The organism is Streptomyces sp. NPDC055955, assembly GCF_042270245.1.
Lineage (GTDB): Bacteria > Actinomycetota > Actinomycetes > Streptomycetales > Streptomycetaceae > Streptomyces.
Genome location: NZ_JBHJYS010000001.1, coordinates 575,054 through 599,706, shown reverse-complemented (window position 1 = coordinate 599,706; position 24,653 = coordinate 575,054). Strand labels below are relative to the sequence as shown.

Below are 24,653 nucleotides of genomic sequence, written 5' to 3'. Positions count from 1 at the left end.
CCCGTTGTGGCGGGAGCGCGTGTCCCGGTCCTGCCCGGAGCCGGGCAGGACCGGGACACCGGCCGTGGGTTCGCGTCAGGCGGGCAGTCCCCAGCGCGCGGCCGGCGCGTTCGCCGTGACCGGCCCGACGCTCAGGTCGGGGCGGTCGCCCCGCGCCGTGACGAGCGCCGTGTCGCCCTTGCCCAGGGTGATCCGGATCGCCCCGTCGCCCGCGTCCTCGTGGCGAAGCGGCCTGCCCCGCCCGTCGCGTACGTCGACCGCGCCGGCGATCCCGTGCCGTACCACGCACGGCGCGCCCGCCTCGCTCACCAGCCGCACCCAGCGCGTCGTGCCCCCCTCGCGCACCGCGGTCAGCAGAAAGGCGCCCTGCGTACGGAAGTTGTGGACGGTGAGGTCCTGCCAGGCGGCGGGCAGGGCCGGGAAGACGCGGATCACGCCGCCCCAGGACTGGCACACCATGTCGTGCAAGGACTGGGCGGCCGACAGAGGCGTCTCGATGACGGGGCCCGACTCCTTGTACATGGTGTTCGCCTGGATGAAGCGGGACATCAGCTGGCCCAGGTACTTGAGCGCGTCCTCGCCCTTGCCGAGCAGCGCCGACATCGAGGCCGCGCCCGTGAACGTATAGCCCTGGAGGGCCCCTTCGAAGCCGACCCAGTGGGCCAGTGACTTCTCGATCAGGGCGAGTTCGTCGGGAGTGCGGCCGGTCAGCTCGTACAGCGGGTACACCGCGAGCATGTGCGAGTAGTGGCGGTGGGACTTCGCGAAGGGGATGTCCGCGCCGATCATGAAGCCGTTCGTGTCCGTCGGGTAGGCCACGCGCCGGGCGAGCACCTCGCGCCAGCGGGGAGCCAACTCGTCGTCGATGCGGAGGAGTTCGGCCGCATCCAGGAGGGTCCGGCAGCCCCACGTCAGGAGCATCAGGTCGTAGTTGCAGTCGCGGGTGTTTCCGCCGTACTCGGGCGAGAACGTCGCGGGCAGGTGCAGCTTGCCGTCGGCCCCCGGCTCCAGGAAGTGCAGGTAGTAGCTGATCGCCTTGCGCAGCAGGGGGAAGAGCACGTCGCGCAGGATCTTCTCGTCCATGGTGTGGCGGTAGCTGAGCCACACGTTGTGGAGCGCCCAGGTGAGGTTGCCGACCTCGGGGGTCGGAGGGTCCTGTCCGGGGATGCCGACGCCGTACCCCTGTGCGTTGCTCGTCGCGCCGCCGTTCACGAGGTGCATGTCCGTGGTGCGCGGGATGCCGAGCGAGTCGGCTCGGTACGGGGCGGCCATCTCGGCGCTGAGGTTGTCCCGGAACTCTCCCAGCGCCCGTGTGACGGCGTCGAGTTCGAGGTGGTTCGAGCCGTGGATCAGCCAGTACTCCAGTTGCACGTTGAGGTTCCACCAGGTCGCGGGCCACGGGGTCGGCTCCAGCCAGGGGCCGCTGGTCGCCATCACGGGCGCGTCCCGGCGGGCGGCGGACGCCGTCTTGTAGAGCTGGATCCAGTAGAAGCGCTGGATCCGGGCGTCGGGGACGGACAGGAAGCTCTTGCGGTAGTACGCGCGCCACCAGGCGCGGTGGGTCACGGCGAGGGCGTCGTAGGGGAGCCGGGCGGCGGCGCGCACCGTCGAGACGGCCCGGTCGCGGGCGGTGGACTTCGGGAAGGAGTGCGCCACGTTCACGTACAGCGTCCGCCGCTCGCCGCGGGTGCGCTCGCGCCAGGCGGTGACGTACTGGCCGCCGGACAGGAGCGGCTGGACGGAGGTGGAGACACCGTCGTACTCACCGGACTCGGCGGGCGGATTGCCCTCGTAGCCGGCCGGGATCGGCTGGAACGCGGCGCGCGGGCTGATGGACTGCGCGGGGTGGAAGACCCATGCGAAGCCGCGCTCGCCCTCGGACGGGGTGACCTCGACGGTGAGGACGGAGAGCGCGTTGGTGACCTGGGCGCGGATCGTGAGTGTGCCCTTGTCGGTGGTGAGGGTGCCGGTCAGCTCCGCGTCACGAAGGCGCAGGCGCCAGTCGAGGCCGGTGACGGCGCCGACGGGTTCGAGCGTGAAGTAGCCGATGGGCAGCCGCGCCAGACCGAACAGCGAACCGAACTCCGGGCGGTGGTCCTGGACCTCGGAGTGCTGGACGTTGAAGCGGATCGCGTTCTTCCCGGGCTCCTGGTAGATCCCGGAGCCGAGCAGGCCGTTGCCCAGGTACGGGCCCTCGTACCAGGTCTTCGGCATCTTCTGCCAGACGAGGTCGGCGTCGTCGAGGACGGTGCGCCAGGCGTCCTCGGAGGGGGCGCTCGCCGCTGTGGCGGGGGTCGCGCCGGGGGCGGCGGTCGCGGCGGTGGCCTGCGACGGCAGCCCGCCCGTCAGCGCGGCCCCGGCGAGGGTGGATCCGGTGGCGAGCACGGTCCTTCTGGACGGTCTTGGCATGGCGCGGCCTCCACGTGTCGAAGCAGACGTCGATTCATCGGAGCTATCCCCTGCGGCAAGCTAGAGATGTGACGAGAGTCCGTCAATATGCCGGGAGAGATCCGATGTGACTCGCGCTACGTGGATGCTGTACGCATACATGAACAAGAACGCCTAACCCCAGATCACGGCCCCGATCCAGGCGCCCACGATGAGCAGGCAGGCGAAGAGTTCGGCCAGGACGCTGGAGCCGCCGGCGCGCATCGCGGTCCGTGTGGAGGCGACGGCGTCACCGTGCCGGCCGAGGCGCAGGCGCTCGCAGAGGTAGATACCTCCGATGAACCCGGGGATCGATCCGATCACCGGGATCACGCAGAAGCCGATGAGGGCTCCGACTCCCGCCCATGTCGCGGTGCGGCGCGTGGCCCCGCTCTCCCGCAGCCGGCGTGGCGGAAGCTGCCAGCGCAGCACCTGGGCGGCGAGCAGGACGGCGGTGGCGCCGACCAGAACACCCCAGGCCAGCCCGTTCGGGTTCTGGAGCGACCACACGAGGACCGCGGCCCACACGAGCCACGACCCGGGCACCCCGGGTACGAGCACCCCGCACAGGCCGAGCAGCATCACCACTCCCACCAGCAGGAGTTCCCAGGCGCCCATCTGCCAAGAGTGCCGGACAACGACGGAACCCGCAGATCGCTGAGCTTCACTCTCCGCCACCGCCGACGGCTTCCGGCCGCGGAACTCAACCCTCCGTGACGTGCTCCCCGCGCGGCTCCGCCGGCGCGTCCCGAGCCACCCAGCCCCGCTCGTACGCATGCCAGCCCAGCTGGAGCCGCGTCGTCACCCCGGCCAGTTCCATCAGGCGCTTCACCCTGCGCTGGACCGTGCGAAGCCCCAGGTCGAGCTGCTTGGCGACGCTCGCGTCCGTGAGCCCGGCCAGCAGAAGGGAGAGGATCTCCAGGTCCGTGCCGTCCGGGCCGTCCGGCTCCTGCTCGGTGATGGCGCGGCTGCTCTCGCCGAGCCGCAGCGGCAGAGCGTCCCGCCAGACCGCCTCGAACAGGCCGGACAGCGACTCCAGGAGCCCGCTCGCGTGGACGACGAGCGCCGCCGGCTCCGCCGCGCGCGAGGTCAGCGGCACCATCGCGAGCGCCCCGTCGGCGATCACCAGCTTCGTCGGCACCCGGTCCACGACCCGTACCTGCTCGTCCCGCCCGATCGCGGCCGACAGCTCCGTCAGCCCCGTCGGCATCGAGAGCACCTCGCGCTCCACCACGACCCGGTACGCGACGCCCCGGCTGGTGGCCTGCTCCTCCGCCTCGTTGTCCATCCCCGAGACGGCGATCGGATTGCCGGTGACCAGCGCGCACACCTCGTCCGTCGCGCCCAGCTGAAGCTGGAGGAACCGCTGTGCGACGGCCGCGGCGCCCGTGACCACCTCGACCAGATCGTGCACGGCGGGCTCGGCGGCCTGCGCCCGGTACTCCTCCGCGAGCAGCGCCGCCGCCAGCTCCGCCTTCTCCAACTCGTGCCGCTGCTGCGTCAGGAGCGCGCCGAGCGCGACGCCCGGAGGAGCCGCGACCCAGCGCCCCGGCCGCGCGGACGACTGGGCCGCGAGCCCGTGCCGCTCCAGCCTGCGCAGCGCGTGCTCGGTCTCGTACTCGGCGAGGGCGAGCCGCCCCGCGAGATCGGGCACGTCGGCCGCGCCCAGTGACACGAGCGCGCGGTAGGCGCTCTCGTGCATCTCGTCCAGACCTATCGCACCCAGCATGCGGCGATGCCCCTCCCCGAGCCTCGGTTCCGGCGGCACCGTGGCGGGAAACGGCCACGGCGCAAACCCGCCGCGCCCCATCTTCCCCGCACCACCGCTCTCTCTGCCAATGTGGCGCCACCGCAGCACCAACATCCGCCGGGAATAGGGCCTTTGCGCCGTATTCACCTGCGCTTTCACCTGGGGAGAGGGAGAGCGATGCGCGCGATATCGCGTACGGCCTCGGTGGCGGCGACCGCCGTCGTCCTGGCCGTCACCGCGGCCCTGCCTACCGTGGCCGCACCACGGCAGGACGCCAAGAGACCGCTCGTCGGCAGCGAGGCGGCCGCGAAGGAGGCGTCGGGCTCCGTCGTCACGCTCGTCACGGGCGACCGGATCCTGGTGACCAAGGACGGCTCGGGCCACAGCGCGGCGACCGCGCTCCCCGGCGAGGACGGCACCGCCCCGCTCGTGCAGACACGGACGTCGGGCCAGGACCTCTACGTCTACCCCGCGGGCGCCGTCAAGGCGATCGCCGACGGCCGCGTCGACGAGGAGCTCTTCAACGTCACGGGCCTCGTCCGCCAGGGCTACGACGACGCGCACAGCAAGTCGCTGCCGCTCATCGCGGTCTACGACAAGTCCGTCGACGTCGCCCGCAGCGCGCCCGCCGCCCCGCGCGGCGCCGAGCGCGGCCTCGTGCTCGACCCCGTCGACGGCGTGGCGCTGAAGGCCGACAAGAAGAAGGCGGCCGACTTCTGGGCCGACGTCACCGACAAGCGCTCCCGGGCCGCCGGCTCCCTCAAGAAGCTGTGGCTCGACCAGAAGGTGCGGGCCAGCCTCGACCAGTCGACGAAGCAGGTGCACGCCCCCGAGGCGTGGGCGGCGGGCTACGACGGCAAGGGCACCAAGGTCGCCGTCCTCGACACCGGTGTCGACACCGACCACCCCGACCTCAAGGGGCGCGTCGCCGAGTCGAAGAACTTCACCGACTCCGCGGACACGGGCGACCACCAGGGCCACGGCACCCACACCACGTCCACCGTCGGCGGCACCGGCGCGGCGAGCGACGGCAAGCAGCGCGGCGTCGCCCCCGGCACCACGCTCCTCAACGGCAAGGTCCTCAACGACTCGGGCTCCGGCGCCACTTCGTGGATCATCGCCGGTATGCAGTGGGCCGTCGACCAGGGCGCCGACGTCGTCTCCATGAGCCTCGGCAACCCCGCGCAGACCGACTGCACCGACCCGATGGCCACCGCCACCGAAGAACTCGCGCAGTCCGCGAAGAACACCCTCTTCGTCATCGCGGCGGGCAACACCGGCCCGGCGAACAACACGGTCTCCTCACCCGGCTGCGCCCCGAGCGTCCTGACCGTCGGCGCCGTCGACAGCGACGACTCCACCGCGAACTTCTCCAGCCGCGGCCCCGCCTACGGCTCGCACACCCTCAAGCCCGAGATCACGGCGCCCGGCGTCGCCATCTCGGCCGCCGCCGCGGGCGGCCGTGGCATCTACGCGTACCAGTCGATGAGCGGTACGTCGATGGCGACCCCGCACGTCGCGGGCGCCGCCGCCATCGTCAAGGAACGCCACCCCGACTGGAACGCGCAGCAGATCAAGTCGGCCCTCGTGTCCTCCGCGGACGCGGCCATCCCCGGCGACGTGCGCGAGACCGGCGGCGGGCGCCTCGACGTGAAGGCCGCGATCGACGAGAAGGTCCTCGGCGCGAGCGCCGTCCAGGGCGGCAGCTTCAACTGGCCGCAGGACGCGAGCGACCGCACCACCGTCGACGTGCCCTACACCAACACCACCGACAAGCAGGTGCGGTTGAACCTGGACGTCAAGGGTGTCACCGGCAACGACGGCTCCGCCGTCCGCTCCTCGGTCGCCAGGCTCGGCGAGCGCACGGTCACCGTCCCGGCGGGGGCGACCGTCAAGGTCCCCCTGAAGATCGACCCCACCGCCTCGCTCAAGGCCGCCCAGTACGGCGACGTCACCGGCCGCGTGCTCGCCACCGCCGACGGCGTCGGCGTCTCCACGCCCTTCTCGCTGTACGTGCAGCCCGAGACGGTCACGCTCCGCGTCAAGCTCGTCGACCGCTCGGGCGCGCCCGCCGCCGGGCAGTCGTCCGTCGACCTGATCGGCACCGACGACGCCAGCGGCGAGCGCCGCTTCAACGAGGGCGCGGCCGACCAGACGTACCAGGTGCGCCCGGGCCGCTACTTCCTGTCCAGCTTCGTCACCACGCCCGACACCGAGGGCACCCTCATCAACTCCCTTTCCTACCTGGCCCGTCCGCAGGTCGAGGTCAAGAAGGACACCACCGTCGTCCTGGACGCGCGCCAGGCCGGCCGGCTCACGGTGAAGACCGACCGGGCCTCCGAGACACGCGGCGCCACCCTCGGGTTCGCGCGCAGCTGGGACGACACCTGGCTGCACGCGGGCACCGCGGCGGGCGGCCGCACGATCGCCGGCTACTACGCCGACGTGGAGGGCCGGGCCACCGACGGCACCTTCGAGTTCGACAGCTTCTGGCGGGCGGCGGCCCCGCAGCTCGCCGAGTTCGGCGTCGTGGGCGGCCCCGCGCTGCACGCGGTGGCCGGGGCGACCAACTCCGCGAACCTCGACGGCACCGGCAAGGCACAGGTCGTCGACGCCAAGTCCGGTACGGCGGCCGAGCTCGCAGCGGCCGGGGTCAAGGGCAAGATCGCCCTGGTCGAGCTCGCCGACAGCGGCGCGGCCGCGGCCGTGTCCAAGGCGGCCAAGGACGCCGGAGCCACCGCCGTCCTCGCGTACCGCTCGGTCCCGGGCCGCTTCTACCCGTCCGTCGGCTTCATCGGCGGCCCTCTGGCCGTCATCGGTATCCCGTCCGACGAGGCCGCCGACCTGCTGGCCCGCATCGCGGGCGGCGAGGTGACCCTTCACTGGAAGGCCACGGCGAAGAGCCCGTACATGTACAACCTGGCCTTCCCCGAGACCGGCCCGGTACAGAGCGCGCGCACCTACACCGTCCGCGACCGTGACCTCGCCGAGAACAAGGCGACGTACCGCGCGATGGGCACCCCCACCGACTACCTGGACATCCCCAATGTCACGCGCCCCAGCGGACTGTCGGCCTACTTCGGCGACTTCGAGACGGTCGCGGCGCCCTCACGGCGCACCGAGCTCTACTCGCCCGGTACCACCGGCTTCGGCCACCAGGTCTCCAGCAGCTTCCCCTGGGGCGAGTTCATGATCGATCCGGTGCGCACCTACCAGAAGGGTGAGCACCGCACCGAGGAGTGGTACGGCGGAGTGCTCGCGCCCACCACACCCCTCGACGAGGCGGGCAAGCCGGCCCTCGCAGCCGAACGCCAGGGCAACCTGATCGGCGTCGCGCCCGGCTTCTGGGGCGACAGCGAGCACCAGGGCGTCCAGGGAAGCTTCGGTGACTTCGGATCCATGGACCTGAAGCGCGACGGTGAGCTCGTCAGCCACAGCCCCTACCCGTTCGGTGTGTTCGACGTCCCGGCCGACGACGCCTCGTACGACCTGTCGCTGCACACCTTCAAGCAGAGCTTCGGCGCCTGGAACCGCTCCCCGGAGACGCAGACGACCTGGTCGTTCCGCTCGCACCTGGAGGAGGACGTCTACTCGCAGGGCATCCCGCTGCTCTTCCCGCACTACGCCCTGCCGCAGGACGACCTCAAGACGCTCCCTGCCGCGGACGGCCAGCGGATCACCCTCACCGCGACCGGACACGCCGGCTACACACCCGGCAAGCTCACCTCGGTCAAGCTGTCGTACTCCTACGACGGCGGCACCACCTGGACCGAGGCGCCGACCGCGCAGACCGACGGCAAGTGGAGCGCGACCGTGAACCACGCGGGCGCCTCCGGCAAGCAGGTCACCCTGAAGGCCCAACTGACCGATTCTAACGGCAACTCGGTCGAACAGACGGTGACGCGCGCCTACGACGTGCGCTGATCACCGAACGAGCCGGTCCGCCGGGCGTCCTTCCCGTGGGGGGTGGGGTCGTCCGGCGGGCCTTTTTCGTTTCAAGCCAGGTCGTTCCGGGCCATTTCTGGTCGTTTTCGAGTGTCCCGTTTTCGTACGGCCCGCGCGGTGGACAATAAGGGCATGAGCCAGCAGGGGGAGAGGAACTCCGGCCGACACGGTCAAGGCGACGACTGGTGGGGGCAGTTGTACGACGACTCCACCGACGACACGGGTCCGACCCCGGCCCCGGACACCCTCGACGACCGCTTCGCCTCGGCATCGGGGACGGTGTCGGCGGCGGGGACGGGGCCTGAACGCGGCGATGAGCAGGTGCCGGTCCCGGAGCAGGGCACGGAGCGGGCGCCGGTCCCGGAGCAGATCGCCGGCCAGGCGCCGGTCCCGGAGCAGGTCGCCGGCCAGGTGCCGGTCCCGGGGCAGGGCACGGAGCGGGCGCCGGTTCCGGAGCAGGTCGCCGAGCGGGCACCGGTCCCGGAGCAGCGGATGGTGCCGCCACCGCCACCGCCACCGCCACCGCCACCGCCACCGCCACCGCCACCGCCACCGCCATCGACGCCGGCGCCCGCCCGGCCCGTGGAGCCGCCGCCGGATCCGGGTGTCCCGCGGGCCCCGTGGGAACCTCCGGCGCACGCTCCGGGGCGCCCCCGGAGTTTTCCGCCCGGGCCACCACCGCCCGGCCACCGGCCACCACCGCCCCCTCCCGCCGCCGCGCCGGAGCTCCGCGCGCCCGACGCAGACGCGCACGCCCCCGGCGCGGTCCCCGACGCCGGCCCCGGCCGCGGCCAGGACGAGGTCGTCGCCGAAGAGCCAGAGGCCCGCCTCGAACCCCTGTTCATCCCCTACGTGGGTGACGGCCCTCCCACCTACGACGCCGAACCCACCGCGCTTCCGCCCGCCGACCCCGACACCCTCGACGACCTGGTCGCCGACACCGTCCTGGACGGCGCCAGGTACGGGAGTTCCACCCTGCGCGCGGTGTCGGTGCGCGGCGACTCCGCGCGCTACCGGGGTGAGCCCCGCCGCGACTGCCTGCTCACCGCCCGGTTCGGCACGGGCCCCGGCGCCCTCGTCCTGGTCGCCATGGCCACCGGCGCCCGCGCGGCACCCGGAGCGCACCGCGCGGCGGCCGAGGCCTGCGAGTGGATCGGCCGCGCCGTCGGCCGCAGTCACGCGAGGCTCGCCGAGGACATCCGCGCCGCCCACCGGGGCGACCTCAAGTCGGGCCTGCACCGCCTGACCGACCGCAGCCTCGGCAGACTCAGGGCGAGCGCCGCCGAGCAGGGCCTCGAACCGGAGGAGTACACGGCGAGCCTGCGCTGCCTCCTGCTCCCCGCCGACCCCGGCTGCCGCACCCGGGTGTTCTTCGGCGTCGGCGGGGGCGGCCTGTTCCGGCTGCGCGACGGTGAGTGGCAGGACATCGAGCCGCAGGTCTCCGAGGTGTCGGGCGCCCCCGTCGTCGGCTACGGTTCGCCGTCGCCGGAGACCCCCGACGGCGACCGCCTGACCATGGACCTCGGGATCACCACGCCCCCGAGCCCGTACGAGCCGGCTCCCGAGCAGCCTCGCGACCCGTTCCGCTTCCGGGCCTCCGTCGCCCGTCCGGGGGACACGCTCCTGCTGTGCACGGCGGGCCTCGCCGAGCCCCTGCGCGGCGAACCGGAGCTGTCGGGGCACCTCACGCGCCGCTGGGACGGGAGCGGCCCGCCCGGCCTCACCGCGTTCCTCGCGGACACGCAGGTACGGGTCAAGGGGTACGCGGACGACCGCACCGCCGCCGCCGTTTGGGAGGCGTAACGGCGCCTGCTGTGGATTCATGGGGAAAGGAGTGTCCTCAGGACCCGGTTCGTGAAGGGGCGCGTGAGTCATGGCCAAGCAGAACGTCGCCGAGCAGTTCGTCGACATCCTCGTCCGCGCGGGCGTCAAGCGCATGTACGGCGTCGTCGGCGACAGCCTGAACCCGGTCGTCGACGCGATCCGCCGCAACTCCGCGATCGACTGGATCCACGTACGGCACGAGGAGACCGCCGCGTTCGCCGCCGGGGCGGAGGCGCAGATCACCGGGAAGATGACCTCCTGCGCCGGCTCCTGCGGGCCCGGCAATCTGCACCTCATCAACGGGCTCTACGACGCCCACCGCTCCATGGCCCCGGTCCTCGCCCTCGCCTCGCACATCCCGTCGAGCGAGATCGGCCTCGGCTACTTCCAGGAGACCCACCCGGACCGGCTCTTCCAGGAGTGCGCGCACTACAGCGAGATGATCTCCGACCCGCAGCAGATGCCGCGCGTCCTGCAGACGGCGATCCAGCACGCGGTCGGCCAGTCGGGCGTCAGCGTCGTCACGCTGCCCGGCGACGTCGCCGACCGGCCCGCCCCCGAGAAGTCGATCGAGACGGCGATCGTCACGTCCCGGCCGACGATCCGTCCCGGCGACAGCGAGATCGACCGGCTCGTCGGGATGATCGACGACGCGGCCAAGGTCACCCTCTTCTGCGGCAGCGGCACCGCGGGCGCGCACGCCGAGGTCATGGAGTTCGCCGAGAAGATCAAGTCGCCGGTCGGGCACGCCCTGCGCGGCAAGGAATGGATCCAGTACGACAACCCGTACGACGTGGGCATGAGCGGGCTGCTCGGGTACGGCGCCGCGTACGAGGCGACGCACGAGTGCGATCTGCTCATCCTGCTCGGCACGGACTTCCCGTACAACGCGTTCCTGCCGCAGAAGGACGTGAGGATCGTCCAGGTCGACGTCAGGCCCGAGCACCTCGGCCGGCGCTCGAAGCTGGACCTCGCCGTGTGGGGCGACGTGCGCGAGACGCTGCGCTGTCTGATCCCGCGCGTGCAGCCGAAGGCGAACCGGCGCTTCCTCGACAAGATGCTGAAGAAGCACGCGGACACGCTCGAAGGCGTCATCAAGGCGTACACGAAGAAGGTCGAGAAACATGTCCCGATCCACCCCGAGTACGTCGCCTCCGTGCTGGACGAACTCGCCGCCGACGACGCGGTGTTCACGGTCGACACGGGTATGTGCAACGTCTGGGCGGCGCGCTACATCTCGCCCAACGGCCGCCGCCGCGTGATCGGTTCGTTCTCGCACGGCTCCATGGCCAACGCGCTGCCGATGGCGATCGGCGCCCAGTTCGTCGACCGGAACCGCCAGGTCGTCTCGATGTCGGGCGACGGCGGGTTCTCCATGCTGATGGGCGACTTCCTGACGCTCGTCCAGTACGAACTGCCGGTCAAGGTCGTCCTCTTCAACAACTCCTCCCTGGGAATGGTCGAGTTGGAGATGCTCGTGGCCGGGCTCCCGTCCTACGGGACGACGAACAAGAACCCCGACTTCGCGGCCGTCGCCCGGGCGTGCGGGGCGTACGGGGTGCGCGTGGAGAAGCCGAAACAGCTCGCCGGGGCCCTCAAGGACGCCTTCAAGCACAAGGGCCCCGCCCTCGTCGACGTCGTCACCGACCCCAACGCCCTGTCGATCCCGCCCAGGATCAGCGCCGAGATGGTGACGGGCTTCGCGCTCTCCGCCTCCAAGATCGTCCTGGACGGCGGCGTCGGCCGCATGGTGCAGATGGCCCGCTCCAACATCCGCAACGTGCCGCGCCCGTAGCACCGCCGGGGCGACGAGTTCGTTGGTGGATGAATCCGCAGGAGTGCGGACATGCGTGTGGGGCATGCATTCCCGTGTACGCGTTCGAGCGTGGTCGCAGGAGAAGGGTCAAGGTCATCGGTGTGCGGGCGGGGGTCATGAAACGGCTGGTACGAGGGCGCGTTCCCACCACGGTGGCCGGACGCCCCCCGACGGAGGAAGCGCCAGGGCGCGACGGGGCGGCGAACGACGGCACGACGGACGATGGCGCGACGCACGATGGCACGACGGACGACGGCGCCGCAGGCGCGCTGCTGAGGCGCACGCTGGGGCGGTCCGACCTGCGGGCGGTGCCCGAGGCCAGGCGCGCACTGCGCGAACTCCTGGACGAGTGGGGCCCGCCGGAGAGGTCGGAGACCGCGGAGCTGCTCACCAGCGAACTGGTGACGAACGCCCTGGTGCACACCGACCACGACGCCGTTCTCACGGCCACGGTCGGGCCGAAGCGGCTCCGGGTGGAGGTCAGGGACTTCGTGGGGCGCAGGCCGAGGCTGCGCGTACCGGTCGCCGACGACGGTACGAACGGCCGGGGCCTCCTCCTGGTGCAGTCCCTCGCGGACGCCTGGGGCGTACGGGCACTGGGTGTGGGCAAGGTGGTCTGGTTCGAACTGGACGGCGGCCCCGCGTGACACCGCGGGACCGCCGCCCGGAACGGCACGCCCGTCCCGTCGAACTCCCTTCGGGCGCCCCTAGGGCCGGTCGTCACATTCCCGTCTGCCCGGCGGCGTCTGGCACGCACTCCCCCTGGCTCTCGGCTTTGCTCGAGCAGGGGAGACCCCCATGCGGCGTTGCCGAATAGCCCTGGTAGCTCCGCTACCAGGGCTCTCCGGCGCCTTGCGATCGCACGCACCGGACGCCGCCGGGCCCGCCCCTCGTGCGGACGACGGGAATGGGACGACAGGCCCTAGCCGAATTGCTGCTCGAGGTCCTTGAGCTTCCGCTCCAGTGAGTCGAGCCGCGGCAGGGCCTGGGTGTCGTCCTCCGCCGTGAGGTCGACCGTGACGGGCGAGCCGGCTTCAGGGCCGCCTCTGACGGCCTGAAGGGAGGGACGCGCGCGCAGCGGGAGCTGTTCCTGCAGTGAGGGCGGCGGGTCCTCCGATATGGCAGGCTCCGAGCCCGCCTGCCCTGTGCCGGCCCCCGCGGCGACGGCGGCCTGCACGTCCACCTGGCGTCCTCCGCGCCCGCCGAGCGTGGGGTGGCCCCGGCTGATCGCCTTGAGCTGGGCCCGCTCCAGCTTCTCGTGCTCGCGCCTGCGCAGCCGGGTCTGCTCCTTCTCCCGCTTGTCCTCCCGCACCTCGTCCACCGCCTCGTCCAGGGTGCGCACACCCTCGAGGAGCATCAGCGACCAGGCGCCGTACGTCTCACGGGGCGCGCGCAGCCACCGCACGATCCGGATCTGCGGCAACGGCCGTGGCACCAGGCCCTGTTCGCGCAGGGCCGCACGGCGTGTCTGCTTCAGCGCGCGGTCGAAGAGCACCGCTGCCGACAGTGACATGCCGGCGAAGAAGTGCGGGGCGCCCGCATGGCTGATGCCGCGCGGCGCGTGCACCCAGTTGAACCAGGCGGCGGCGCCCGCGAAGGTCCACACGAGTATCCGGGAGCCGAGCGCCGCGTCGCCGTGGCTCGCCTCGCGCACCGCGAGCACGGAGCAGAACATGGCCGCGCCGTCGAGGCCGAACGGGACGAGGTACTCCCAGCCCCCGGACAGGTTCAGGTTCTGCTGGCCGAAGCCGACAAGCCCGTGGAAGGAGAGCGCGGCGGCCACGGCGGCGCAGCAGAACAGCAGCAGGTAGGACGCGGTGCCGTAGACGGCCTCCTTGCGCCTGCGGCGTTCCTCGCTGCGCTCCCACGAGTCGTCGGACGACGCGGCCGCTCTCTCCCCGGCGCGCTTGCTGCGCGCGAGGACCGCCACCGCCGCCAGCAGGCCCAGGAGCAGCACGGCGCCGGGAAGCAGCCAGTCCAGCGATATGTCGGTCAGTCTCATCTGGGGTCCCTTGCGTCGCGGTAGGGCTTTTCGGCCGCCATATTGGCTCAAGGCCGCCGGTGCGCAAGGAGTTTCGGGACAAGAGAACGCCATTGGAGTGCGAGGGGGCGTACGAAGCGGGCATGCGCTCGAACTCCCATGAGAATGAGGGAAGTCGAGTTCGAATAGCGCCACCCGAAAGGGTGGTTCAGGGTGAGGGGGTTGCCGTCGTCACGTTCAGGCGGTTGCGCTCAGCCTCGCCACTCGGTCCGCGTCGCAGGTGCGGGGGCACGTCACGCAGGTGTCCTCGGGACGCAGCGTGTAGAAGAGGCAGCAGCTCGCCCGGTCGCGGGTCGGCAGCGACTGCCCCTCGGGGCCGGTGAGTTCACGGAACGCGGGCTTGCCGACGTACGGCTTCGTCGTGCCGGGCAGCAGCAGTTCCAGCTCCTCCATCGCCCGGCGCTCCTCGCCGAGCAGGTGGGCGATGTACCAGAGGCCCTCGACGATCTCGTCCGTCGCCATGCCCCACAGGGCGCGCGGGCCGCGACGCATCCGCGGTCCGAATCCGGTGAGCACCGGGCCCAGGTGGTCGGCGACGGCCGCGCGCACCTCGGCCCGCAGCGCCTCCTCGTCCGGCACGACGTGGGCGCCGGGCAGCGCGGCGGCCGGGTCGCCCGGCAGGCAGGCGAAGTCGGTGACGCGTACGGCCATCCGCCCCAGCGTGCGCTGGAAGGCGACGTTCGTCACGGGGAGGCGGGGGACGCGGCGGTCCAGGAACCACGGCACCGTGACCAGCAGGCAGGCGGGCCAGGCGTAGCGGTGCAGCCCGAAGCTGGCCACGACGTCCGGGCGGGCCTGTCGCCCGTAGTCCTTGAGCACTTGCGCGTTGTCCCACGCGAGAAACGCGTCGAGGGCGGGTCCGCCTTCCGCGAGCCGGGCGGCGGCGACCCAGCCGCTGCCCTGAGGGGGCCGCTCGGTCTCGGCGAGCTCGGTGATCCGCAGACCCGCGAACACCTCGGTCAGCCGGGTGTACGCGGGCGTGAGCGCGCTGGTGGCCGCGGGGGCCGAGGCGGGAAAAGGCATGCAGGGGACCACCGAATCGCGATCGTTTGCAGGTAAGCCTTACCTTACCCGAACGGTCGGGGGTTTGAACTGAGGGTCCGGCGGCCTATGGTTCTGCGTTGGACGAATTCCGCGGATTACCGACGACCGGGGAGGACCTGGGTGGAGCAGGCCAGAACGCGCGCCGACAGCGCCGCTTCAGTGCTGCCCGCGGGCGTTCCCGAGCAGCGGGGCGCCGCCGGGTGGCACCAGGTGCCCGAGCAGACCCGGGGCGAGCACACCCACAGCGAGACGCCGCTGCCGCGTCCCCGCGTCGAGCGGACCTCCGTGCGCGGGCAGGTGCTCGACGCGCTGCGCACCGCGCTCGTCGACGGCGACCTCGTGCCCGGCGAGGTCTACTCCGCGCCCGCCCTCGGGGACGGCCTCGGCGTCTCGGCGACGCCCGTGCGCGAGGCGATGCAGCAGCTGGCCCGCGAGGGCGCCGTCGAGGTCGTGCCGAACCGCGGCTTCCGCGTCACCGAGCGCAGCGCCCGCGAGCTCGCCGAGCTGGCCGAGGTACGGGCGCTGATCGAGGTGCCCGTGGTGCTGCGGCTCGCCCGTACGGTGCCGGCGGCGCACTGGGCCGAGCTGCGGCCCCTGGCCGACGCCACGGCCGTCGCGGCGGCCGGCGGCGACCGCGCGCACTACGCGGAGACGGATCGTGCCTTCCACCGCGCGATGCTCGCCCTCGGCGGCAACGAACAGCTCGTCCAGGTGGCCGACGACCTGCACCGCCGCTCGCAGTGGCCCCTGCCCGGCGGCGGACCGCTGTCCCGCCGCGCCGACCTGGTGGCCGACGCCGCGGAACACATGGCACTTCTCGCGGCGCTGGAGGCCCAGGACCTCGCGGTGGTGCAGGCGCTGGTGCGGGAGCACTTCGCCGGAGCGGCGGACTAGGGCCGCCTTTCGTTCGGGTCGTGCCGGGCTCGCGCGGGGCGCGGCGCCGCGCCCTGTGGCCTCGTGGTCGGTCGCTGACGTTCCGGGTGGGCTGCTTGTGCCGCCTTGTGTTGCACGGCGCCGGGCCCGGCTCCCTGATCCGGAGGCCTGGTCCGGCGGCCTGATGCAAACGAAAGACCCCAGGGCCTCCGGCGGAGCCTCGGGGCGTCAGGCCGCCGTCGGCAGGTGCTCCGCAAGCCACGTCGGGACGCCGCCCAGAAGGCGGAACAGGCGGGACGCCTCCGCGCGCAGTCGCGCCGCCGCCTCCGGATCGGGCTCCGCCTCCGCCAGGGACGTGAGCGCGGGGGCCGTGCCGACCAGGTAGCCGAGCTCCTCACGGATCCGCAGCGACTCGGCGAAGCCGTGCCGCGCCTCCGCCAACTCGCCGTCGCGCAGGGCGAGTCCGGCCAGATGGCGCCAGGTGAAGGAGAGCAGCAGCGGATCGGGGTGAGCCGTCGCGCCCGCGTGGGCCCTGCGGTACGCGGCCCTGGCCGCCTGCGGCGAGTCGGACAGGTTCTCCGCCATCAGGCCGCGCCGGAAGTCGAGCAGGGCGCGTCCCGGGGCGCCGGGCGGGAGCAGCGCGGCGGCCCGGCCGAGCGCGGAGCGCGCCTCGTCGGCCCGGTCGCGCACCCCCAACAGCGTTGCCGAGTAGGCGAGTTGACCGCGCTCGCAGGCCGCGGCGCCGCGTTCGCCGTCGTTGTGGGCCAGGGCCTCGGCGGCGCGCAGTGCGTCCTCCGCGGCGGCCCAGCCCTGTTCGGTGTAGAGGCAGCGCTCCCCGAGCAGCGCGGCCCGCTGGAGCGCGGCCCGCGCGTCCGTCGCGGCGAGCCGCTCGAGCAGCGCGGCCGCGTCGGTCCAGCAGGCGCGCGAGCGCAGCCGCCATACCGCGGTCTGGAGTGGATCGTCCCCTGCAGTCGTTCCGGAACCAGACATGGCGGTATGCGCCACGTTGCCCTCCCCGAGCACACCATTGAGCCGAGCTGTCGTGCGCGCATCTCAGCACGGATGGGCACACTCGGCCAAGGGGGTGGGTGAAAGATTTCACAAACGCATGGGGTGGCGGACGGGGTTCGAAACACCCTTCAGGGGGCCCGAGTTCAGCTCATACGCAGGGCCAGGAAGAAGTCCAGCTTGTCCTCCAGCCGCGAGAGATCGCGGTTGGTGAGCTGTTCGATCCGCCCGACGCGGTAGCGCAGCGTGTTGACGTGGAGGTGCAGACGGCTCGCGCAGCGCGTCCATGAGCCGTCGCAGTCGAGGAACGCCTCCAGGGTCGGGATGAGCTCGGCGCGGTGCTTGCGGTCGTAGTCGCGCAGCGGGTCGAGGAGGCGGGCCGTGAAGGCGCGGCGCACGTCGTCCGGGACGAACGGCAGCAGCAGGACGTGCGAGGCCAGCTCCTGGTGGCCCGCGGCGCACACGCGCCCCGTGCGGGCCGCGGCGACGCGCCGGGCGTGCCGGGCCTCCTCCAGGGCCCCGCGCAGCCCCTCCGCCGAGTGCACGGCGGCGCTGACGCCCAGCGTGAGCCGGCCGTCGTCCGCGAGGCCCGCCGTCAGCGGGTCGCGTACGAAGTCCAGGAGCGCGTCGGCGTGCAGCCCCGTCTCCGCCCCGTCGTGCTCGTCCGGCACGGCGGGCAGCGGCACCAGGGCGATGGCCTCGTCGCCGTTGTGGGCGACGGCGATGCGGTCGGACGGCTCGGGCCCGGCCGACAGGGGGTCGACGAGGATCTCCTCCAGGAGCGACTGGGCGACCGGGCCGCCCTCGACGTCGCCGCCGTCCCACTCGACCTTCGCCACGATGACCTGCCAGTGCGGGGCGGCGCCGAGGCCGGGGAGCAGCACGGGCGCGGCGACGCGCAGGCGTGCGGCGATCTCGGCGGGGGCGGCGCCCGTCTGGACCAGTTCGAGGACCTCCTGCGCGAGCCGGCGGCGCACGGTGCGGGCCGCGTCGCGCCGGTCCCGCTCGACGGCGATCAGCTGGGTCACGCCCTGGAGCAGGTCGAGTCGCTCCTCGGGCCAGTCGCTCGCGTCCGCCTCGACGGCGAGCAGCCAGTCGGACAGGACCGTCTCGCGCACGTCGCGGGAGCCCGGCGTCGCGCCGCGGCCCGCGCTGCGGATCGGGAAGAGCGAGTACGTCGTGCCTCCCGACCCGTCGCCCGGCCGCCGCCCCTCGTCGAGACGCTTCGCGCCGCCCCCCTCGATCGTCACCCGGTGCGGCCCGCGCCGCCCGGTGCGGGTGGCCGCCAGGTGCTCGGCCGCGAGGCGGGCGCACACGGCGGTGGGCAGTTCGGGGCCCGCCGCGCTCGACCCGGCGATGGCCCGGCCCGCGGGGGAGAGCACCCAGGCGCGCAGGTCGAGGTCGGTGCCCAGGAGGTCCAGGACGACGTCGGGACCGCCGCCCGCCGGACCGGATGTCATGAGGCGCCGGTGCCGGTCGACGACGGCGGCCAGGTCACCGGCCCGCTCGCCCGAGACCTGGCGCACGACGTGCTCGGTGACCGTCGCGAAGGCGACGGACTCGTTCACCGCGAACAGCGGGAGCCGGTGGCGCGCGCAGGCCTCGACGATGTCGTCGGGGATGTCCCCGAGCTCCGCCTCACCGGCCGCGAGCGCGGCCACGCCGGCCGTCGCGAGGATGCGGACGAACGGTTCGGCGTCCGCCGCGTCGCGGCGCCACGCGAGTCCGGTGAGGACCAGCTCGCCGCCGGAGAGGTAGCGGCTGGGGTCCCGCAGGTCCGTGGTCATCACACCGCGCACGGTGCGGTCGAGTTCGTCCTCGCCGCCGAGCAGCCTGAGGCCCAGCGCGTCTGTATCAAGTAGGGCGCGCAGCCGCATCTCGTTGCCGCCGATCTGTCTCGAAGATTGTGCTTGTCTGAAGGTGAGGCGGCCGGGGCCGCTCCCCGGCACCGCGTCCGTGTTGCGCGTGGTTCTGCGTTTCCAGGGGGAAGCGGTGAGGTTTCCGGTGACCGCCGTTTATATGAATCTACAAGACGTCCAGGTTGGCCAGCCAACTCCTTCATGGTTTCCGTGACTGACCACGGCGGAGTGCCGCGCTGTGTACTGAGCCCACTCCACGTAAACAGCACATGAACGAGCCTTCGAGGTCCGCACATCCCGTGGCTCGATCCGTTCGAACGACCGACCACGAGATCACGAAGAAGAGAGCCGCTCATGGACTTCCTTCGCCCCGCCAGCTGGGAGGAGGCGCTCGCCGCCAAGGCCGAGCACCCCACCGCTGTGCCGCTCGCGGGTGGCACCGATGTGATGGTCGAGATCAACTTCGACCACCGGCGCCCCGAGTACCTCCTTGACCTGAACCGCATCGGGGAGCTCGGCGAATGGGAGGTCGGACAGGACACCGTCCGTCTCGGCGCCTCCGTCCCCTACACCAAGATCATGCAGAATCTGCGCGCCGAGCTGCCCGGCCTGGCCCTGGCCTCGCACACGGTGGCCTCGCCGCAGATCCGTAACCGCGGCGGCGTCGGGGGCAACCTCGGCACCGCGTCGCCCGCCGGTGACGCCCACCCCGCGCTCCTCGCCGCCGACTGCGAGGTCGAGGTGGAGTCCGTACGCGGCTCGCGCCGTATCCCGATCGACGCGTTCTACACCGGCGTGAAGCGCAACGCGCTCGCCCCCGACGAGCTGATCAGGGCCGTCCACATCAAGAAGGCCGACGGCCCGCAGCAGTACTCCAAGGTGGGCACCCGCAACGCGATGGTCATCGCCGTGTGCGCCTTCGGCCTGGCGCTGCACCCCGAGACCCGTACGGTCCGTACCGGCATCGGCTCCGCCGCGCCGACCCCGGTCCGTGCCAAGGCCGCCGAGGAGTTCCTGAACGCGGCGCTCGAAGAGGGCGGCTTCTGGGACAACGGCAAGATCATCACCCCTTCGGTCGCCAAGCAGTTCGCGGACCTCTGCTCGGCCGCCTGCAACCCGATCGACGACGTCCGGGGCACCGCGAGCTACCGCCGGCACGCCGTCGGCATCATGGCCCGCCGCACCCTGACCTGGACCTGGGAGTCGTACCGCGGCACCGCCGCAAGCACGGAGGGAGTCGCGTAATGCGCGTCAATTTCACGGTCAACGGCCGTCAGCAGGAAGCCGACGATGTGTGGGAGGGCGAGAGCCTCCTGTACGTCCTGCGTGAGCGCATGGGGCTGCCCGGCTCCAAGAACGCCTGCGAGCAGGGCGAGTGCGGTTCCTGCACCGTCCGCCTCGACGGCGTGCCGGTCTGCTCGTGCCTGGTCGCGGCCGGCCAGGTCGAGGGCCGCGACGTCGTCACCGTCGAGGGCCTCGCCGACTTTGCCAAGCAGCGTGCACAGCACGGGGGCTGCGCGAGCGGCGCCTGCGGCGACGACGCGGGCAAGGCGGGCACCTCCCTCCAGGACGCCCAGCAGTGGCAGTCCAAGCCGAGCGACTCGCAGACCGGCGAGGGCGACGAGCTCTCGCCGATCCAGCAGGCGTTCATCGACGCCGGAGCCGTCCAGTGCGGCTTCTGCACCCCCGGCCTGCTCGTCGCGGCCGACGAGATGCTGGAGCACAACCCGAGCCCGACCGACGCGGACATCCGCGAGGCGCTCTCCGGCAACCTCTGCCGCTGCACCGGCTACGAGAAGATCATGGACGCGGTCCGCCTCGCGGCCGCCCGTCAGTCTGAGGCGGTCTGACCATGGGAACCACCGGTACACCCACGAACATCACGCAGGGTTCCAAGACCAAGGGCGGCATCGGCGAGTCCACGCTCCGTCCCGACGGCACCCTCAAGGTCACCGGCGAGTTCGCGTACTCGTCCGACATGTGGCACGAGGACATGCTGTGGGGCCAGATCCTGCGCTCCACGGTCGCCCACGCGGAGATCGTCTCCATCGACACCTCCGAGGCCCTCGCCCAGTCCGGCGTCTACGCCGTCCTGACCTACGACGACCTGCCCACGGCCGTGAAGAACTACGGCCTGGAGATCCAGGACACCCCGGTCCTCGCGCACGGCAAGGTCCGCCACCACGGCGAGCCCGTCGCGCTCGTGGCCGCCGACCACCCGGAGACCGCGCGCCGCGCCGCCGCCAAGATCAAGGTGGAGTACCGGGAGCTGCCGGTCATCACGGACGAGGCGTCCGCGACCGCGCCCGACGCGATCCTCATCCACGAGAACCGCGACGACCACCACATCGGTCACGTCCCGCACCCGAACATCGTGCACCGCCAGCCGATCATCCGCGGCAACGCCGACGAGGCGGCGAAGAAGGCCGACTTCGTCGTCAGGGGCGAGTACACCTTCGGCATGCAGGACCAGGCCTTCCTCGGCCCGGAGTCCGGCCTCGCCGTGCCCTCCGAGGACGGCGGCGTCGAGCTGTACGTCGCCACCCAGTGGCTGCACTCGGACCTCAAGCAGATCGCCCCCGTCCTCGGCCTGCCCGAGGACAAGGTCCGCATGACGCTCTCCGGCGTCGGCGGCGCCTTCGGCGGCCGCGAGGACCTGTCGATGCAGATCCACGCCTGCCTCCTCGCGCTGCGCACGGGCAAGCCCGTCAAGATCGTCTACAACCGGTTCGAGTCGTTCTTCGGCCATGTCCACCGCCACCCCGCGAAGCTCCACTACGAGCACGGGGCGACGAAGGACGGCAAGCTCACGCACATGAAGTGCAGGATCGTCCTGGACGGCGGCGCCTACGCGTCCGCCTCCCCGGCGGTCGTCGGCAACGCCTCGTCCCTCGCGGTCGGCCCGTACGTCGTCGACGACGTCGACATCGAGGCGATCGCGCTCTACAGCAACAACCCGCCCTGCGGCGCCATGCGCGGCTTCGGCGCGGTCCAGGCGTGCTTCGCGTACGAGGCCCAGATGGACAAGCTCGCCGACGAGGTGGGCATGGACCGGGTCGCGTTCCGCCAGCTCAACGCGATGGAGCAGGGCACCCTGATGCCGACCGGCCAGCCGGTCGACTCGCCGGCGCCCGTCGCCGAACTCCTGCGCCGCATCAAGGCGATGCCGATGCCGCCCGAGCGCCAGTGGGAGTCCTCCGAGGGCTCCGACGTGCGCCAGCTGCCCGGCGGTCTGTCCAACACCACACACGGCGAAGGCGTCGTACGCGGTGTGGGCTACGCGGTGGGCATCAAGAACGTCGGCTTCTCCGAGGGCTTCGACGACTACTCGACCGCCCGTGTGCGCATGGAGGTCATCGGCGGCGAACCCGTGGTGACCGTGCACACCGCGATGGCGGAGGTCGGCCAGGGCGGCGTCACCGTCCACGCGCAGATCGCCCGCACCGAGCTGGGCGTCGCGCAGGTGACCATCCACCCGGCCGACACCCAGGTCGGCTCCGCGGGTTCGACGTCCGCGTCCCGTCAGACGTACGTCACCGGCGGCGCCGTCAAGAACGCCTGTGAGCTGGTCCGCGAGAAGGTCCTGGAGATCGGGCGCCGCAAGAAGGGCACCTACCACCCGGCGTGGGCCACTGCCGAACTCCTCCTGGAGGGCGGCAAGGTCGTCACCGACGGCGGCGAGGTTCTCGCCGACATCGTCGACGTACTGGAGAACGACGTCGTCGAGCTGGAGGAGGAGTGGCGCCACCGCCCGACCGTGCCGTTCGACCTCGTCACCGGGCAGGGCAACGGCCATGTCCAGTACAGCTTCGCCGCGCACCGCGCCGTCGTCGAGGTCGACACCGAGCTCGGCCTCGTCAAGGTCATCGAACTGGCCTGCGCGCAGGACGTCGGCAAGGCGCTCAACCCGCTGTCCGTGATCGGCCAGATCCAGGGTGGCACCACCCAGGGCCTCGGCGTCGCGGTCATGGAGGAGATCATCGTCGACCCGAAGACCGCGAAGGTGCGCAACCCCTCCTTCACGGACTACCTGATCCCCACCATCCTCGACACGCCGACCATCCCCGTCGACGTGCTCGAACTCGCCGACGACCACGCCCCGTACGGGCTGCGCGGCATCGGTGAGGCCCCGACCCTGTCGTCCACGCCGGCCGTCCTCGCGGCGATCCGCAACGCGACGGGCCTGGAGCTCAACCGGACCCCGGTACGCCCCGAGCACCTCACGGGAACGGGCCCGGCCTGACAGCTCTCCGGACGGTGCGTGCCTCCCAGGAACGTCACACTTCCCAGCCCGCACCGTCCGGAGCCTTCGAGTACCGCACAAGTACCGCACCGCTCGCGGTCCTTTTCAGCACCACCAGCACCAGTAGCACCACCAGCACCTCCAGCACCACAGGCACCTCCAGCAGTACAGGCATCAGCTCATCACCAGCAGCACGGTTTCTTGCGCAGCGCAGCTACGCATCACCCCGTTCGTCTCGGGCCGTCCCCCGGGTCGTGCAGCCCACGCACCATCCCAAATCCCGCGATCTCCAACCACGTTCGTGCGGGTGTCCCTGTGAACCTTGGGAGTAGGCACCATGACCCAGCAGTCTCTGGAGCCGAAGACCACCGCCGAAGACGCGGGCGCAGGCTCGCGTCCGTCGGCCGGCAGGTCTTGGCTCGACCGGTACTTCCACATATCCGAACGAGGATCCACCGTCGCGCGTGAGGTGCGCGGTGGCGTCACGACCTTCATGGCCATGGCGTACATCCTGCTGCTCAACCCCCTGATCCTGTCCGGCAAGGACGTGGCGGGCGACATGATGGGCCAGAAGGCCCTCATCACCGCCACCGCCTTCGCCGCGGCCTTCACCACGCTCCTCATGGGCTTCGTCGGCAAGGTGCCCCTCGCGCTCGCCGCCGGTCTCTCCGTCTCGGGCGTGATCTCCTCACAGGTCGCCCCCCAGATGACGTGGCCGCAGGCCATGGGCATGTGCGTGATGTACGGCGTGGTGATCATGCTTCTGGTGGTCACCGGCCTCCGTGAGATGATCATGAACGCGATTCCGCTCGCGCTCAAGCACGGCATCACGATGGGCATCGGCCTCTTCATCGCCCTGATCGGCCTCTACAAGTCCGGCTTCGTACAGGTCGGCAAGGCCACCCCGCTCACGCTCGGCCCCACCGGAGAACTCGCCGGCTGGCCCGTGCTGCTCTTCGCGGGCACCCTGCTCCTGATCTTCATGCTCCAGGCCCGCAACACCCCCGGCGCCATCCTCATCGGCATCATCACCGGCACCGTCGTCGCGGTGATCCTCAACGCGCTCGACGTGATCAGCCCCAAGCAGTGGGCCAACGGAGCCCCCGAGCTGCACGGCAGCGCGGTCTCCACGCCCGACTTCTCGCTCTTCGGCCACGTCGAGTTCGGTGGCTGGGGCAAGGTCGGCGCGATGACCGTCGGCATGATCGTCTTCACCCTCGTGCTCGCCGGCTTCTTCGACGCGATGGCCACCATCATCGGCGTCGGCACCGAGGCCGAGCTCGCCGACGACAAGGGCCGCATGCCCGGCCTGTCCAAGGCCCTGTTCATCGACGGAGCGGGCGGTGCCATCGGCGGCGTCGCCGGCGGCTCGGGCCAGACCGTGTTCGTCGAGTCCGCGACCGGCGTCGGCGAAGGAGCCCGCACGGGCCTCGCGTCCGCCGTGACCGGTCTGTTCTTCGCGGCCTGTCTGTTCTTCACCCCGCTCACCGCGATCGTGCCCCAGGAGGTCGCGTCCGCCGCGCTCGTCGTCATCGGCGCGATGATGATGATGAACGCCCGGCATGTCGACTGGGCGGACCGCGCCACCGCGATCCCCGTCTTCCTGACCGTGGTCCTGATGCCTTTCACGTACACCATCACCACCGGTGTGGCCGCGGGCGTCATCTCCTGGGTCGCCATCAAGATCGCCCAGGGCAAGGCACGGGAGATCGGGGCCTTCATGTGGGGCCTCACGGTGATCTTCCTCGTGTACTTCGCCCTCAACCCGATCGAAGGATGGCTGGGCGTCCACTGACGCCCGGCCCGAGAGGGCCCCGCGCCCT

The 24,653-nt window shown here is 71.9% G+C and carries 17 protein-coding genes; 9 read left to right on the top strand and 8 right to left on the bottom strand.

Annotated elements, in window-relative coordinates; translation table 11 throughout:
• Positions 1-75 precede the first annotated feature (75 nt).
• From ACFC96_RS02500 to ACFC96_RS02490, 3 genes are all read right to left on the bottom strand, one after another.
• Positions 76-2,409: a Tat pathway signal sequence domain protein gene (locus ACFC96_RS02500; RefSeq protein WP_376609724.1), complete on the bottom strand. Its 2,334-nt coding sequence runs from the start codon at positions 2,407-2,409 to the stop codon at positions 76-78.
• 153 nt (positions 2,410-2,562) lie between these two features.
• The gene (locus ACFC96_RS02495; protein ID WP_376609722.1) at positions 2,563-3,045 is read right to left on the bottom strand and encodes a DUF456 domain-containing protein; all 483 of its coding nucleotides are present in this window, start codon (positions 3,043-3,045) and stop codon (positions 2,563-2,565) included.
• A gap of 85 nt (positions 3,046-3,130) precedes the next feature.
• The gene (locus ACFC96_RS02490) at positions 3,131-4,156 is read right to left on the bottom strand and encodes a winged helix-turn-helix transcriptional regulator (RefSeq protein WP_376609720.1); all 1,026 of its coding nucleotides are present in this window, start codon (positions 4,154-4,156) and stop codon (positions 3,131-3,133) included.
• A gap of 198 nt (positions 4,157-4,354) precedes the next feature.
• Between ACFC96_RS02490 and ACFC96_RS02485 the strand changes: the two genes are divergently transcribed.
• The 4 genes from ACFC96_RS02485 (at position 4,355) to ACFC96_RS02470 (ending at position 12,409) form a co-directional block, all read left to right on the top strand.
• Positions 4,355-8,101: a S8 family serine peptidase gene (locus ACFC96_RS02485; protein WP_376609719.1), complete on the top strand. Its 3,747-nt coding sequence runs from the start codon at positions 4,355-4,357 to the stop codon at positions 8,099-8,101.
• A 153-nt stretch (positions 8,102-8,254) separates the two neighbouring features.
• Complete coding sequence (locus ACFC96_RS02480; RefSeq protein ID WP_376609717.1) at positions 8,255-9,925, top strand: protein phosphatase 2C domain-containing protein; 1,671 nt, start codon at positions 8,255-8,257, stop codon at positions 9,923-9,925.
• A 70-nt stretch (positions 9,926-9,995) separates the two neighbouring features.
• Positions 9,996-11,741 carry a pyruvate dehydrogenase gene (locus ACFC96_RS02475; RefSeq protein WP_376251220.1) on the top strand — a complete coding sequence of 582 codons (1,746 nt, stop codon included), beginning with the start codon at positions 9,996-9,998 and terminating at the stop codon, positions 11,739-11,741.
• Between the two features lie 137 nt (positions 11,742-11,878).
• The gene (locus tag ACFC96_RS02470) at positions 11,879-12,409 is read left to right on the top strand and encodes an ATP-binding protein (RefSeq protein WP_376251222.1); all 531 of its coding nucleotides are present in this window, start codon (positions 11,879-11,881) and stop codon (positions 12,407-12,409) included.
• A gap of 275 nt (positions 12,410-12,684) precedes the next feature.
• On the opposite strand, the gene ACFC96_RS02465 is transcribed toward ACFC96_RS02470, so the two are convergent.
• Complete coding sequence (locus ACFC96_RS02465) at positions 12,685-13,764, bottom strand: DUF2637 domain-containing protein (RefSeq protein ID WP_376251224.1); 1,080 nt, start codon at positions 13,762-13,764, stop codon at positions 12,685-12,687.
• A 216-nt stretch (positions 13,765-13,980) separates the two neighbouring features.
• Positions 13,981-14,826 (bottom strand): (2Fe-2S)-binding protein, encoded by an 846-nt coding sequence (locus ACFC96_RS02460; RefSeq protein ID WP_340460901.1) that lies wholly within the window; start codon positions 14,824-14,826, stop codon positions 13,981-13,983.
• A gap of 141 nt (positions 14,827-14,967) precedes the next feature.
• Between ACFC96_RS02460 and ACFC96_RS02455 the strand changes: the two genes are divergently transcribed.
• Positions 14,968-15,741, top strand: coding sequence for a GntR family transcriptional regulator (locus ACFC96_RS02455; RefSeq protein WP_376609715.1), 774 nt, complete (start codon positions 14,968-14,970; stop codon positions 15,739-15,741).
• A gap of 207 nt (positions 15,742-15,948) precedes the next feature.
• Here the strand turns inward: ACFC96_RS02455 and ACFC96_RS02450 are convergent, their stop codons facing one another.
• Both ACFC96_RS02450 and ACFC96_RS02445 read right to left on the bottom strand, forming a co-directional pair.
• Positions 15,949-16,710: a hypothetical protein gene (locus ACFC96_RS02450; protein WP_340460498.1), complete on the bottom strand. Its 762-nt coding sequence runs from the start codon at positions 16,708-16,710 to the stop codon at positions 15,949-15,951.
• A gap of 164 nt (positions 16,711-16,874) precedes the next feature.
• Positions 16,875-18,605, bottom strand: a complete 1,731-nt coding sequence (locus tag ACFC96_RS02445) for a PucR family transcriptional regulator (RefSeq protein ID WP_376609713.1) — start codon at positions 18,603-18,605, stop codon at positions 16,875-16,877.
• Positions 18,606-18,941: 336 nt separating this feature from the next.
• On the opposite strand from ACFC96_RS02445, the gene ACFC96_RS02440 reads away from it, so the two are divergent.
• The 3 genes from ACFC96_RS02440 to ACFC96_RS02430 are packed head-to-tail and all read left to right on the top strand — an operon-like array spanning position 18,942 to position 22,830.
• Positions 18,942-19,832, top strand: a complete 891-nt coding sequence (locus ACFC96_RS02440; protein ID WP_116508363.1) for a xanthine dehydrogenase family protein subunit M — start codon at positions 18,942-18,944, stop codon at positions 19,830-19,832.
• Positions 19,832-20,437, top strand: coding sequence for a (2Fe-2S)-binding protein (locus ACFC96_RS02435; RefSeq protein ID WP_116508360.1), 606 nt, complete (start codon positions 19,832-19,834; stop codon positions 20,435-20,437). Before ACFC96_RS02440 ends, ACFC96_RS02435 begins: the two co-directional genes overlap by 1 nt.
• A gap of 2 nt (positions 20,438-20,439) precedes the next feature.
• A complete protein-coding gene (locus ACFC96_RS02430; protein ID WP_376251230.1) occupies positions 20,440-22,830 on the top strand; it encodes a xanthine dehydrogenase family protein molybdopterin-binding subunit in 2,391 nt (796 codons plus the stop codon).
• A gap of 34 nt (positions 22,831-22,864) precedes the next feature.
• Here ACFC96_RS02430 and ACFC96_RS02425 read toward each other — a convergent pair whose 3' ends face one another.
• A complete protein-coding gene (locus tag ACFC96_RS02425) occupies positions 22,865-23,005 on the bottom strand; it encodes a hypothetical protein (protein WP_376609711.1) in 141 nt (46 codons plus the stop codon).
• Between the two features lie 162 nt (positions 23,006-23,167).
• Here ACFC96_RS02425 and ACFC96_RS02420 point away from each other — a divergent pair, with 162 nt between their 5' ends.
• Positions 23,168-24,625 (top strand): NCS2 family permease, encoded by a 1,458-nt coding sequence (locus ACFC96_RS02420; RefSeq protein WP_340459663.1) that lies wholly within the window; start codon positions 23,168-23,170, stop codon positions 24,623-24,625.
• The last annotated feature ends 28 nt before the right edge of the window (positions 24,626-24,653 follow it).

What these genes read in the sequence shown, in the direction of transcription:
- ACFC96_RS02460 (WP_340460901.1), bottom strand. Translation starts at nt 14,826, where the DNA reads ATGCCTTTTCCCGCCTCGGCCCCCGCGGCCACCAGCGCGCTCACGCCC.
- ACFC96_RS02425 (WP_376609711.1), bottom strand. Translation starts at nt 23,005, where the DNA reads ATGCCTGTACTGCTGGAGGTGCCTGTGGTGCTGGAGGTGCTGGTGGTG.
- ACFC96_RS02450 (WP_340460498.1), bottom strand. Translation starts at nt 16,710, where the DNA reads ATGTCTGGTTCCGGAACGACTGCAGGGGACGATCCACTCCAGACCGCG.
- ACFC96_RS02495 (WP_376609722.1), bottom strand. Translation starts at nt 3,045, where the DNA reads ATGGGCGCCTGGGAACTCCTGCTGGTGGGAGTGGTGATGCTGCTCGGC.
- ACFC96_RS02470 (WP_376251222.1), top strand. Translation starts at nt 11,879, where the DNA reads ATGAAACGGCTGGTACGAGGGCGCGTTCCCACCACGGTGGCCGGACGC.
- ACFC96_RS02500 (WP_376609724.1), bottom strand. Translation starts at nt 2,409, where the DNA reads ATGCCAAGACCGTCCAGAAGGACCGTGCTCGCCACCGGATCCACCCTC.
- ACFC96_RS02445 (WP_376609713.1), bottom strand. Translation starts at nt 18,605, where the DNA reads ATGCGGCTGCGCGCCCTACTTGATACAGACGCGCTGGGCCTCAGGCTG.
- ACFC96_RS02430 (WP_376251230.1), top strand. Translation starts at nt 20,440, where the DNA reads ATGGGAACCACCGGTACACCCACGAACATCACGCAGGGTTCCAAGACC.
- ACFC96_RS02465 (WP_376251224.1), bottom strand. Translation starts at nt 13,764, where the DNA reads ATGAGACTGACCGACATATCGCTGGACTGGCTGCTTCCCGGCGCCGTG.
- ACFC96_RS02420 (WP_340459663.1), top strand. Translation starts at nt 23,168, where the DNA reads ATGACCCAGCAGTCTCTGGAGCCGAAGACCACCGCCGAAGACGCGGGC.
- ACFC96_RS02440 (WP_116508363.1), top strand. Translation starts at nt 18,942, where the DNA reads ATGGACTTCCTTCGCCCCGCCAGCTGGGAGGAGGCGCTCGCCGCCAAG.
- ACFC96_RS02490 (WP_376609720.1), bottom strand. Translation starts at nt 4,156, where the DNA reads ATGCTGGGTGCGATAGGTCTGGACGAGATGCACGAGAGCGCCTACCGC.
- ACFC96_RS02480 (WP_376609717.1), top strand. Translation starts at nt 8,255, where the DNA reads ATGAGCCAGCAGGGGGAGAGGAACTCCGGCCGACACGGTCAAGGCGAC.
- ACFC96_RS02475 (WP_376251220.1), top strand. Translation starts at nt 9,996, where the DNA reads ATGGCCAAGCAGAACGTCGCCGAGCAGTTCGTCGACATCCTCGTCCGC.
- ACFC96_RS02435 (WP_116508360.1), top strand. Translation starts at nt 19,832, where the DNA reads ATGCGCGTCAATTTCACGGTCAACGGCCGTCAGCAGGAAGCCGACGAT.
- ACFC96_RS02485 (WP_376609719.1), top strand. Translation starts at nt 4,355, where the DNA reads ATGCGCGCGATATCGCGTACGGCCTCGGTGGCGGCGACCGCCGTCGTC.